Genomic DNA, 12,951 nt, shown 5'->3' with positions numbered 1-12,951 from the left:
GGATGCCTATGTTCCGTAGAAACAAATTATTTTTTTGGACAGCTGAAATTTTATTATTAACACTGATTTTCTATCTTTGGAGAGAGATGGGAGCCATCATTACTCCCTTCGTGACAGTTGTGAATACCATCATGATTCCATTTTTGTTAGGTGGATTTTTTTACTACATTACCAATCCAATCGTTACCTTTTTGGAAAAGAGATGTAAGATTAATCGTCTAATTGGTGTCTTGGTCACTCTCTGTGCTTTAATTGGTGCTATCGTTGTAGGCGTTGTTTATCTCTTACCGATTCTGATTAATCAGTTGACTAGCTTGATTATTTCTAGTCAAAATATCTATAGTAGACTACAAGATTTAATCATTGATTTGTCCATGAATCCAGTCTTCCAAAATATAGATATTCAACAAACCATTCAACAACTTAACCTCTCCTATGTGGATATCCTCCAGAATATCCTTAATAGCGTCAGCAATAGTTTAGGAAGTGTTCTTTCAGCCTTGTTTAGTACAGTTCTGATTCTCATTATGACCCCTGTATTCTTGATTTATTTCTTGTTGGATGGTCATAAGTTGCTACCAATGTTGGAACGTACTGTCTTAAAACATGACAAATTGAATCTTTCTAGCCTTTTAACCAATCTCAATACAACCATAGCGCGCTATATCAGTGGAATTGCGATTGATGCTGTTATTATCGGATGTTTAGCCTATATTGGTTATAGCGTTATCGGATTAAAGTACGCTCTTGTTTTTGCTATTTTCTCTGGAATCGCAAATTTAATTCCTTATGTTGGTCCAAGTATTGGCTTGATTCCAATGGTGATTGCCAATGTGTTCACGGATCCTCATCGTATGTTGATTGCGGTTGCTTATATGCTTATTATTCAGCAAATCGATGGAAATGTTCTCTATCCACGTATCGTTGGAGGGGTTATGAAAGTGCATCCGATTACGATTTTGGTGCTCCTCTTACTGTCAAGTAATATCTACGGCGTCATAGGGATGATTGTAGCAGTGCCAACCTACTCTATTCTCAAAGAAATCACTAAGTTCTTGGCGAAATTATATGAAAATCATAAGGAAGCTAAAGAACTGGAAAAATCAGAATCCATTTAGAATCAGGGGAACCTGATTTTTTTGTGAGCATAATACCGCTAGAATGAAATAAGCTTGAATTGTATAAAGAAGCAGAAGAACAGCACTTTGTAAGATTCAGATTAATTCATAAAATATGTGTAAAACACTTGCAATTTAGCAGAAATTTGATAAAATAGTAAGGAAAGTTAGACTGTATTGCCTACTGTCTATCTATAAAATATATTTTATTGGAGGCTTTTACTCAAATGGCAAAAGAAAAATACGATCGTAGTAAACCACACGTTAACATTGGTACTATCGGACACGTTGACCACGGTAAAACTACTTTGACTGCAGCTATCACAACTGTTTTGGCACGTCGCTTGCCTTCAGCAGTTAACCAACCTAAAGACTATGCGTCTATCGATGCTGCTCCAGAAGAACGCGAACGCGGTATCACTATCAACACTGCGCACGTTGAGTATGAAACTGCAAAACGTCACTATGCTCACATCGACGCTCCAGGACACGCGGACTACGTTAAAAACATGATCACTGGTGCCGCTCAAATGGACGGAGCTATCCTTGTAGTAGCTTCAACTGACGGACCAATGCCACAAACTCGTGAACACATCCTTCTTTCACGTCAAGTTGGTGTTAAACACCTTATCGTCTTCATGAACAAAATTGACTTGGTAGACGACGAAGAATTGCTTGAATTGGTTGAAATGGAAATCCGTGACCTCTTGTCAGAATACGACTTCCCAGGCGACGATCTTCCAGTTATCCAAGGTTCAGCTCTTAAAGCACTTGAAGGTGATACTAAATATGAAGACATCATCATGGAATTGATGGATACTGTTGATGAGTACATCCCAGAACCAGAACGTGATACAGATAAACCATTGCTTCTCCCAGTCGAAGACGTATTCTCAATCACTGGACGTGGTACTGTTGCTTCAGGACGTATCGACCGCGGTACTGTTCGTGTCAACGACGAAATCGAAATCGTTGGTATCAAAGACGAAACTAAAAAAGCAGTTGTTACTGGTGTTGAAATGTTCCGTAAACAACTTGATGAAGGTCTTGCCGGAGATAACGTAGGTGTACTTCTTCGTGGTATTCAACGTGACGAAATCGAACGTGGACAAGTTATCGCTAAACCAGGTTCAATCAACCCACACACTAAATTCAAAGGTGAAGTCTACATCCTTACTAAAGAAGAAGGTGGACGTCACACTCCATTCTTCAACAACTACCGCCCACAATTCTACTTCCGTACTACTGACGTTACAGGTTCAATCGAACTTCCAGCAGGTACTGAAATGGTAATGCCTGGTGATAACGTGACTATCGACGTTGAGTTGATCCACCCAATCGCCGTAGAACAAGGTACTACATTCTCTATCCGTGAGGGTGGACGTACTGTTGGTTCAGGTATGGTTACAGAAATCGAAGCTTAATTCGATTAAGTTCCCAGAAGAACAATTATTTAAGTCAGACACTAAAAGAATCTTGCCTTGCAAGGTTCTTTTTTTGTTCTTGATCTATTTAAAGTGCTCCTACTCTAGCAGTATAATCGTTTTTTTGGTATAATAAAGGTTATGGAAATCGAAAAAACCAATCGTATGAATGCGCTTTTTGAATTTTATGCTGCGCTTTTGACAGACAAGCAGATGAACTATATTGAACTCTACTATGCTGATGACTACAGTCTTGCTGAGATTGCTGAAGAGTTCGGTGTCAGTCGTCAAGCTGTTTATGATAATATCAAGCGGACGGAAAAGATTCTAGAAGATTATGAGATGAAACTGCACATGTATTCGGACTACATTGTCCGCAGTCAGATTTTTGACCAGATCTTGGAGCGTTATCCTAAGGATGACTTTCTGCAGGAGCAGATAGAAGTTTTAACAAGCATTGATAATAGAGAATAAGAGGAAGAAAAATGGCATTTGAAAGTTTAACAGAACGTTTGCAGAACGTCTTTAAAAATCTACGTAAAAAGGGAAAAATTTCTGAGGCTGATGTCCAAGAAGCAACCAAAGAGATTCGTTTGGCCTTGCTGGAAGCTGACGTTGCCTTGCCTGTTGTAAAGGATTTTATCAAGAAGGTTCGTGAGCGTGCAGTAGGGCACGACGTCATTGATACCCTTAATCCTGCACAACAGATTATCAAAATCGTTGATGAGGAACTGACAGCTGTTTTAGGTTCTGATACGGCAGAAATTATCAAGTCACCCAAAATTCCAACTATTATCATGATGGTCGGTTTGCAGGGGGCTGGTAAAACAACCTTTGCTGGTAAGCTGGCTAATAAACTCAAAAAGGAAGAAAATGCTCGTCCTTTGATGATTGCAGCGGATATCTATCGTCCAGCTGCCATTGATCAGCTTAAGACCTTGGGGGAACAGATTGATGTTCCTGTCTTCGCGCTTGGGACAGAGGTTCCAGCTGTTGAGATTGTTCGTCAAGGTTTGGAGCAAGCACAAGCCAATCATAACGACTATGTCTTGATCGATACGGCAGGTCGTTTACAGATTGATGAGCTCCTAATGAATGAGCTTCGTGACGTAAAAGTATTGGCCCAACCAAACGAAATTCTACTCGTCGTTGATGCCATGATTGGTCAGGAAGCGGCTAATGTTGCCCGTGAATTCAATGCTCAGTTAGAAGTAACTGGTGTCATCCTTACCAAGATTGATGGGGACACACGTGGTGGTGCGGCTCTATCCGTTCGTCATATCACGGGTAAACCAATCAAGTTTACTGGTACGGGTGAAAAGATTACGGATATCGAAACCTTCCATCCAGACCGTATGTCTAGCCGTATCCTTGGTATGGGGGATATGCTGACCTTGATTGAGAAAGCTTCTCAGGAATACGATGAGCAAAAAGCCCTTGAAATGGCTGAGAAGATGCGCGAAAACACCTTTGATTTCAATGATTTCATCGATCAATTGGATCAGGTGCAAAATATGGGGCCAATGGAAGACTTGCTCAAGATGATTCCAGGTATGGCTAACAATCCGGCCCTTCAAAACATGAAGGTGGACGAGCGTCAGATTGCGCGTAAACGTGCCATTGTATCTTCCATGACACCCGAAGAGCGTGAAAATCCTGATTTGTTAAATCCAAGTCGTCGCCGTCGTATCGCTGCAGGTTCTGGAAATACCTTTGTCGAAGTCAATAAATTCATCAAAGACTTTAACCAGGCCAAACAGCTCATGCAAGGTGTCATGTCTGGAGATATGAACAAGATGATGAAGCAGATGGGAATCAATCCAAATAACCTTCCAAAAAATATGCCAAATATGGGAGGGATGGATATGTCTGCCCTCGAAGGCATGATGGGACAAGGTGGAATGCCCGATATGTCGGGGCTCGGAGGCGCAGGCATGCCAGATATGAGCCAGATGTTTGGTGGAGGTCTCAAAGGTAAAATCGGTGAATTTGCCATGAAACAGTCTATGAAACGTATGGCAAACAAAATGAAAAAAGCGAAGAAAAAACGTAAATAAAAAAGGAAAGTAGAAGTGCTTACCTTACCAATAAAAAGAACCCTGAATCGGATTCAGAGTTCTTTTTTAGTGCGATTGGCCTATTCCCACTCAACGGTTGCAGACTCCTTGAGAATCGCTATATAATAGGCTTTTTAAGGAGTTAGTAATTCTTTGGTGGGGTTTTTGGTGGGAATGTTATTTTAAAATTGATTGGTTCCCGTTGAAATGTACTAAGCTAGAAGATGGAAAAGAAACATTAATAATTCCTACCATTTCATTAGTGATAACTTCATCAGCACCATCCCATAGATGTGAGTAGTGTTTCAAGGTGATTTCAGGAGAAGAGTGTCCTAAACGTTTTGATAGAATAAGTACAGAAACATTTAATTCATTAATTAACAGCGAGGCATGGCTGTGGCGGAGACCCTTTGCTTGGATAGGTTTTACGTGAGCAATCTTGGCGTACCTTTTAATAATCCTTGAGATTGTAGACTTCAGCATAGGTAAGCCATCGTATGAAAAGATAAAATCGTTCTCGTGTCCTAGTCCAATCTTTTTTTGAGCTTCACGCCATTTTTTTAACACATCAATTGTATCTTTATCTAAACTAATCATCCTTTTCCCGTCATTGGTTTTTGTGTAGGAATTACGAGTCCATTCTTTTTTGTTTTTAACAATAAGCATATGATGAACTCGTAGGCGTTGCTTATCAAAGTCAACATCATTCCATTGAAGGGCACAGCCTTCATTTACACGTACGCCAGTCATGAAATATACCCAAATCATCACGAAGTTTAAATGTTCATATACATCTTCAATGTAAATTTGCGAAATAACAGCTTCAAATTCGCTTTTTGTCCAATATGGGATATTACTTTTCCCTTTAGGAATGGCATTAGATTGCTTAGAAATATTTTTTTCCACATATCCCATTTGCAAAGCATAGTCTAATGATTTCCTAAACATGCCAAAGATGAGGCTAGAATATCCTTGCGAATACCCGGCACCACCCTCATCTTGACTAGTCAGTAACCATGTACGAAACATCTGGACTTGTTCAAGTGTTATAGAACGGAGTGTGGTGTCACCAAAACGCTCACAAAGCTGTAAAAGATTTTTCTCTCTAACTGAAAATGTGCTATGCTCAACTGTTGTTCTGTAATATGGAATATAATGTTCTTCCATAAATTGCCTATATTTCATACGGTAGTTAGAATAACCTTGAGCTTGATGATATTCATGCTTCAGTCGGGTTAATTCCTTATTTGCATCTGCTGCCGAGTTAAATGGATTTCCGTGTTGATCTACCCTTGATTTCTTTCGTACACGTTTCCCGGTTACTCTATCTCTACCAAATTCGGTTTGAATAAAATATTTTCCGTCTTTGTCAGTATAGACTCCAGGAAATTTAGTTCTCTGTTGATTTTGTGGCATTATTCCTCCTTGTGAAGTGAAACACCCAGAATTTCTTCAACAGCAACGATAGGGACATGCCCTAAACGACGATTATTATAAAAGGCATACCCCTTTTGTACCATAATTTGCTTAGCTTGTCTAATAATTGAAACGGCAGTATAGGGATTGTAACCCATTTTAATTAAATCTTCTTTGTTCAATGTTTGTTTCATAATTAATAATCCTCTTGAAATTTCTATATTTTATTGCGATAATATAAGTAGGTAATAGATATTATTACTAGTATATTTTGAGTTTGTTTCTGACACCGACCAAAGTTTGGAAACAAGCTCTTTTTTAGTTCTAAAAAATTCACACATAACTATTTCCTTTCTCAAATATTAAACTCAAACTGTTTACATATAAATATATGCTTATTGTTATATCAAGGTTTACAGCCATAAATATAAAAAAGTTATTATTTAATTTGCTTTATTTTTATTGATCTCTAAATCTTTATCAGGGAATTTTTCTAAAACATGGTTTCTAATTTTATTTTTTTGATTTCGAGTATTAGATTTTATAATTTTCTTAAAAATATTATTTCTATAATCTAATGTATAATCTTTTAAAGAATGTTTATGTGTATGAGTCGATGTAGTATCTTTATGACATCCTAAACCTTTTTCTCTAGCAACGTCTAGTGATTCATAAAATACTTTAAATATATCTCGAACGTGCCAAGTAATCATTAATCCAGTCTCGTTTTTTTCAGAATAATATTTTTCGCTATTTTGAAAATGTTCTATTATTGTTTTTTTGGTTCTACCTTTATTTTTGCTAAAACCAATATTTATCAATGCTAAAATTTCTTCGTCTAAAACCAAAGGGGACAAAGTTGTAAGAGAGTAGTTGTTTACTTGCATTAAAAATTCTTTAATATATTTTTTAGGACCGTATTTTCTATACACATCTTCAAGTACTTTTTTAGTTTTGCTACTTGATTTTTCAATTAACTTTATATACACATTTATTGTTGAATGAAGTTTTGATTCCAAATATTCTATCAATTGTGCATCATTCAGTAAATCTAAGGAATTGGTTCCCAATAATTCTTTTATTTTATTTTTCTTTAATACTAGTTCAAATCTTTGGACATTAATATTTTCTAGTTTTGAACCCTCTCTTCTAATTTGTCTTTTTCTTTTTGCTTTTTCAATTTTATCGTAAAAAACAGTTAATTCATCAGTACTAATCTTACAACTCAAAATTGGATAGTCATAGTTGTCCTTTTTACTTTTCTCATTTCCAAAATTCGGAGAGTTTCCTGATGAAAGACATTTGTGTAGAAAACTTCTGAGTTGAAGGTTGGGAGTTTTATCAAAAGCAATAGTATAAGCGAGCTCAATTTCGATAAAAAGAGCAGTCGAGTATGTAATGATAATACCGTAATTATTTTTAATAAAATCGATTGCGTTTGATAATCTATTTTTAATCTCCTTAATACCAACCGTCTCGAAATTTAAACCTCCATGAATTAATTCAATGTAACAGTAGGGTGTTTTAAAATCTGATGTATCAAAAGAAATAGTGATTTTCCCGAAAAATTCTGATTTAATATCTAAACTAAGTAACTCTCCATCTATAGAGGTTTTTAGATTACATGAACTATCCTGATTTAAATTCTTAATTTCTACACGCTCTACAGAAAAATCCTGTAGGGATAATTTACATTTATCTATTCCAGCAAAACAAGGCATTGATGAGAAAACATCTAATATACTATTTTCATTATTGATTTCTTCTTCTAAAAGCCTTTGCTTTTCTTCCGGTGTTAATTTTCTTCTAGCCATTCTATTAAGTTCCTTTCATATAGTATTTTGATAAAGTATGTTGTTTGGCTAAGATCAACATCTTTTTCTAAAGGTTAGTTAATTTTTTTAAGTTTCCATTTATTTACTTCCTTCTTTGTTTCATTGATTAGTATGCCATAAATATCATGAAAACTTGTATTTTCTAAAAAAAATGAAAAATTTTTTAAAAAATAAAAAAAGCACTCAATCTTTGAGTGCTTTAAAAACGCGTCGTAACAAGGTTTTGAAGGAAAAAGTAAGTTTTTATCTACTTTACTTTTTTTTTTATAAAATTTTTTATTTTTCATTTAAATTTAGGATGTTGAGAAAAAGTTCAATAATTTTAGTACGATTCTTATTTAGTTAAATTTTTTTCGTTTTGTTTGACGTTCAATTCAGCGCGTTTGATAGCTGATTTAATGTTTGCAAAAGTTCTCATCTCCATTTAATTCTAAATATCGCGTTATACTTGAAAATAACTCATTTGACAAGGGGAAAAACATTTTTTTGTGAAATAACGCCCTATCTGGGCTTTCTTGCCTTAGAAACCAGGCCTACAATTATTATTACAATCGTAATCGCCAAGGGAGAGGACTGCAATGGATTCTTGAAAAAATTTTTTTAGAAGGTTAGGGGATGGACTTGACGTGTCTAGGTCATCTGGTATGATAGAAACAGAAAGAGAGGAGAGGTCAAAAATGAAATTATTACATACATCGGATTGGCATATTGGCCGGACCTTGAATGGCTATAGTCTGCTGGAAGAGCAGAAGTACGCTTTTGAGCAGATACTGGCGATTGCTTTGGCAGAAAAGGTTGATGGGGTTATTATTGCGGGGGATCTCTATGATAGTTCGGTGCCCAAAGCGGACTTTGTGACCACCTTTGAGCAGATGCTGAGGGAGATGAATCTGGAGCACCAACTGCCTATCTATGCTATCTCGGGTAACCATGATAGTGCCAAGCGGCTTAATTTTAGCCGGGAATGGATGCAGCACCAACAGCTTTATCTCAATACCTTTATTGAAGAGGCCATGAGTCCAGTCGAGACGGAGGACTGTCAGATTTTCCTCCTGCCTTATTTTGACCCGATGGATGCTCGGATCTACCTACAAGAAGAGCAGGGCTGGTCAGATGAGGAGGCCAAGAAGGTTCGGACTCTGGTGGATGCCATGCAGGCCTTGCTTCCCCTCTTGGTGGCCCGGTTTGCTCCTGGTAAAAAGCATATCCTCGTCACCCACTTTGCGGTTACTGCCTCAGGCAAGGATCCTCAAGACTTGACGAGTGAGACCAGCTCGACTGTAGGTGGCCTTGCGACTCTGAATTCAGCGATTTTTTCAGACTTTGACTATGTGGCCCTGGGGCATATCCATACCCATCATGCATCCCCTAGTGAGACGGTGCAGTATTCGGGTAGTCCGGTCAAATTTAACGTCAAAGAGGCTGGAACTGATAAGGGAGTCTATATCCTTGAGTTTGATGAAAAGGGGGTAGAAAGTCGTTTTGTCAAGCTGGAGCAGGAAACTGACCTGGTCGCTCTCAAGGAGGATTGGGAGACTCTGACAGATCCTGGCTTTTATCAGACTCAGCCTTGTCATCAAGCTTGGTTTGCCATCCAGGTGCAGGACTTTGATCGCAATGAACATGTGGGCAAGAACCTGCGAGCCCAGCTGGAGCAAATCTATGGGACAGTTGTGGAGCTAGACTATAGCTACAAGCAGGAGACCATTCGTAGTTCGGCCCAGTTGGAGTTAGTAGAGGATATTTTGACGAAGATGAGTAAGGAGAAATCATGAGACCGATTGCTTTAAAACTATCTTATTTTGGGCCTTTTGAGTCAGCAGATATTGATTTTCGAAACTTTATAGAATCACCAATTTTTCTGATTTCTGGTGATACGGGAGCTGGGAAGTCAACGATTTTGGATGCCATGTCCTATGCTCTTTTTGGGGCGACAACAGGGAGTCGTGGTCCCAAAGAGGTTCGGAGTCAGTTTGCGACTGTTGAGGAAAAGACCCAGGTGACCTTTTACTTTGAGCAGGGGAGTCATCTGTATAGAGTCGTGCGTTCGCCAGAGCAGACGCTTATGGGCACGCGTAAGGTCAGAGATCAAGCGCCTGAGGCCTCTCTGGCCATTGTTAATGGGGTCAATGGCAAGGAACTTCAGAGTCTGGCTAGCAAGCCCAAGGATGTAGGGCTTGAAATTGCAGGCATCCTTCGCCTAGACCATGAGCAGTTCAAGAAAATCATTCTCCTACCGCAAAATGATTTTTCTCGCTTTCTCAAGGACTCGTCAGAGGAGAAAAAGAAGATCCTCAAAAAAATTTTTGGAACAGAGGTTTTTGAGGACTTCCAAAGTCGGCTTAAGGATCGATATATTTTGGCCAAGTCAGCAGACGAGGAGGCAACAAGAGCGCTCCAGACTCACTACCAGTCAGATACATGGACCCCAGAAGAGCAGGATAAGATTGAGGATGCTTTGGAAGCAGACCGGTTGGAGGAGACAGTTCGTGGGCTCCTCCAGGTGCGTAAGGAAAGTCATGAGCTGGCTAAAAAGGCCCATCAGGAGGCAACAGCAGAGCGAGAACGGATAGATGCGCTCTATCAGACAGGTCAGAAACTGGCGCGGGACTTTAAGAGTTTAGAGGATTTGCAAGCGGACTACCAGGAGCAAATTCTGGATAAAGCTGATGAGCAGGCTGAAAAAAAAGGTCGTCTGAAGCAACTGCGTTGGGCAGAGCAACTAGCTAGTGATGTTGCTAAAATCGACCAGGCTAGGGCTGATGAGAAGGCTAACCGAGATAAATTAAAGGTACTCCAAGCGGAAAGCCAGGATCAGAAAAAGGCCATAAAAGACCTGGTTGAGCGGAAGAGCGAGCTCTTTAAAAGGGAAAGGGAAATCGATCGCTTACGAGAAGAACTAAAAAAGCTACCGACTCAGATCTTTAAAGCTAAGCAGTCCAAAGACAAGCAGGACAAGATTGATCAAGCCCAGCTGGAGCTAAGCAAATTTCAGGCTCAGCTTAAAGAAAATCAAGCTCAAAAAGAAGAGCAGAGTGATAGACTGGCTCAGCTAGAGGAAAATGTACTAGATTCAGCTTTACTGGATGCAGAAAAAGTTCGACTTGATGCCATGTCTAGCTTTATTGATGGGCAGCTGAAGCCCCAGGCAGCGAACTGCGACAGTGCTCTGAAAAAGGCCAAACAACTGGAGATAAAATGGAAGGACTATCAAAATAAACTGCCTCAGCTAAAAGAGGAATTTGAACAGGCTCAACGGGAAGTTCAGGCAAAGGAGAGGAATCGGCGCCAGATGATGATTGCCCAGCTCCAGGAGGATTTAGTTGAAGGTCAGGCCTGCCCAGTTTGTGGAGCGGAGGACCATCCCTTGGCTGAAAATGGTCATAGGGTATCCAATGAAGAGTTGATCGATCTGATCCAAAGTGTCGACCAGGCCCAAGCCCAGTATGACCAGAAACGGTCAGAACTGGACGTTCTGCAGGAATCGATTGCTAGACAAGAAGAGGATTTTCAAATGCAGAATAAGGAATACCAAGACTACCAGGATCAGTTGAATGCCAGCTATAAGCAATTCCAAGCCAGGTTTGGTGGGGAATTTTCAGACGACTTTGACCTAGCAGCTATTCAGGAAGGCTTCAAAGAGCAGAAGGATAGCTTTGAGGCTAAGTCGAAGCAAAACCAAGAACTGCAGGCTCAGGCTGGTCAGCTTAAGGCTAGTCTCCAAGAGCTAGACCAGGCTCTTAACTTAGTACAAAAGGACCTGAATGCGACTAGTTCGAAGATTGAGAGCCTGGAAGAAGAAATCGCAGAGCTGGATGTCAAGGTTGGCAGTCAGGAACTAGAGGCCCTGCAGAGCGATTGCCAAAAGCAAGTTCAAGGCTATGAGGAGCAAAAAGAGCAACTGGAAAGCCAGCTGAATAAGAATCAGGAGCAGCTTAGTAATTATCAAGGCCAGATCAAGACTCTGGAGTCAACTCTGGCAGACCTTGGTCAGGTCCTTGAGGAGACAGGCAGGAAATTAGCCGAAAAATTAGCAGCAGCGGATGCTCTGACCCATGAGGAAGCGGTCGCTAGAACCTGGATAGATGCCGACCAAGAGCTGGAGGAGCTGAACAGGCAGATCACCCAGTACGAGACTCATGAGGAGCGATTGAAAAAGGATATCCAGCAGCTCGAAGAGAGCTTGTCAGACCAAGAGCGTCCTGATCTAGTCAGCCTAGAGAAAAGCAGACAGGATTCGATTAAGGCGGCTGAAATTCAGGCTAGCCAGGTGACCAGGGCTGAGGTAGCTCAAGCCCAGGCATCAAAAGAGTTCAAGGCGATTGAGAAGATTTTGAGCCAGCAGGCTGACTCCAAAGCTGCCTTTCAGTCTCTCCAACAGCTCTACGATGCTATGTTTGGAAAGACAGGGGGAGACAAGCTGGATCTAGAGACCTATGTCCTCCAAAGCTATCTGGAGCAGATCCTTAGCTATGCCAATGCCCACTTTATCAATCACTTGTCCAATAATCGTTATCAGTTTGAGCTGCCAGAAGAGGCGCGTGACCGCAGGAGTAACCGGGGTCTCGATATCAATGTCTATGACAATGAGACTGGTGAATCTCGCTCAACGGACACCCTTTCAGGCGGTGAGACCTTTATTGCAGCTCTGTCCATCGCCCTTTCCCTCAGTGAAGTCGTGCAAAACTCTTCGCGTGGGGTGCCAATCGATGCCCTCTTTATCGACGAGGGCTTTGGCTCGCTGGATCAGGAGACCCTGCAGAAGGCCATGCAGGTCCTGGAGGAAATCGGTGAGAATCGCTTGGTCGGAGTTATCAGCCATATCGAGGAGATGAAGGCCACTATCCGCCAGCAGCTAGTCATAAAGAAAACAGGTAATGGACGCAGTCAGGTCAAAGTGAGTGTTTAGGAAATTAGATTAGACAATAGAGGTTCAGGAAATTTCTGAGCCTCTTTGTTCTGTCATAGGTGCTGGAAAAATAAGTCTAAAAATTGTTGGGGTTTTGATAAGGGATGTCGCTTTTTGACCTGGTTTGACTCGAGTAGATTTCCTAAACGGATTTATTCCTTTTTGTGTTTACACAACTTATTTTACACTACC

At 40.2% G+C, this 12,951-nt stretch carries 9 protein-coding genes and 1 pseudogene; 6 read left to right on the top strand and 4 right to left on the bottom strand.

Features of this window, described 5'->3' with window-relative positions; all coding sequences use genetic code 11:
- The first annotated feature begins 8 nt into the window (after positions 1–8).
- The 4 genes from KZX55_RS02035 to ffh all read left to right on the top strand — a co-directional run bounded on the left by KZX55_RS02035 (position 9) and on the right by ffh (position 4,599).
- Positions 9–1,118: an AI-2E family transporter gene (locus tag KZX55_RS02035; protein WP_000489822.1), complete on the top strand. Its 1,110-nt coding sequence runs from the start codon at positions 9–11 to the stop codon at positions 1,116–1,118.
- Positions 1,119–1,345: 227 nt separating this feature from the next.
- Entirely contained in the window at positions 1,346–2,542 is a 1,197-nt protein-coding gene (tuf, locus tag KZX55_RS02030; RefSeq protein ID WP_001040715.1) for an elongation factor Tu, read from the top strand.
- A 141-nt stretch (positions 2,543–2,683) separates the two neighbouring features.
- Positions 2,684–3,016 (top strand): putative DNA-binding protein, encoded by a 333-nt coding sequence (locus KZX55_RS02025; RefSeq protein WP_000402068.1) that lies wholly within the window; start codon positions 2,684–2,686, stop codon positions 3,014–3,016.
- Between the two features lie 11 nt (positions 3,017–3,027).
- Positions 3,028–4,599: a signal recognition particle protein gene (gene ffh, locus KZX55_RS02020; RefSeq protein ID WP_248023344.1), complete on the top strand. Its 1,572-nt coding sequence runs from the start codon at positions 3,028–3,030 to the stop codon at positions 4,597–4,599.
- A gap of 177 nt (positions 4,600–4,776) precedes the next feature.
- Here ffh and KZX55_RS02015 read toward each other — a convergent pair whose 3' ends face one another.
- From KZX55_RS02015 to KZX55_RS02000, 4 genes and pseudogenes are all read right to left on the bottom strand, one after another.
- On the bottom strand, positions 4,777–6,015 hold the full coding sequence (locus KZX55_RS02015) for a tyrosine-type recombinase/integrase (protein WP_248023328.1): 1,239 nt from the start codon (positions 6,013–6,015) through the stop codon (positions 4,777–4,779).
- Positions 6,015–6,209, bottom strand: a complete 195-nt coding sequence (locus KZX55_RS02010; protein WP_125852447.1) for a DUF3173 domain-containing protein — start codon at positions 6,207–6,209, stop codon at positions 6,015–6,017. The genes KZX55_RS02015 and KZX55_RS02010 overlap by 1 nt, the downstream gene beginning before the upstream one ends.
- Positions 6,210–6,458: 249 nt before the next feature.
- Positions 6,459–7,829: a hypothetical protein gene (locus KZX55_RS02005; protein WP_248023316.1), complete on the bottom strand. Its 1,371-nt coding sequence runs from the start codon at positions 7,827–7,829 to the stop codon at positions 6,459–6,461.
- Positions 7,830–8,196: 367 nt separating this feature from the next.
- Positions 8,197–8,274 (bottom strand): annotated as a pseudogene (locus KZX55_RS02000) (30S ribosomal protein S20); the annotation flags it as partial.
- Positions 8,275–8,527: 253 nt separating this feature from the next.
- Here KZX55_RS02000 and KZX55_RS01995 point away from each other — a divergent pair.
- Together KZX55_RS01995 and KZX55_RS01990 are read left to right on the top strand one after the other, a co-directional pair.
- The gene (locus KZX55_RS01995; protein ID WP_248023313.1) at positions 8,528–9,625 is read left to right on the top strand and encodes a metallophosphoesterase family protein; all 1,098 of its coding nucleotides are present in this window, start codon (positions 8,528–8,530) and stop codon (positions 9,623–9,625) included.
- Positions 9,622–12,759 (top strand): AAA family ATPase, encoded by a 3,138-nt coding sequence (locus KZX55_RS01990; RefSeq protein ID WP_247953926.1) that lies wholly within the window; start codon positions 9,622–9,624, stop codon positions 12,757–12,759. Before KZX55_RS01995 ends, KZX55_RS01990 begins: the two co-directional genes overlap by 4 nt.
- Positions 12,760–12,951: the final 192 nt, after the last annotated feature.

It is taken from the genome of Streptococcus halitosis, from assembly GCF_023147855.1.
GTDB lineage: Bacteria > Bacillota > Bacilli > Lactobacillales > Streptococcaceae > Streptococcus > Streptococcus halitosis_B.
This window is presented reverse-complemented; position numbering and strand designations above follow the sequence as displayed.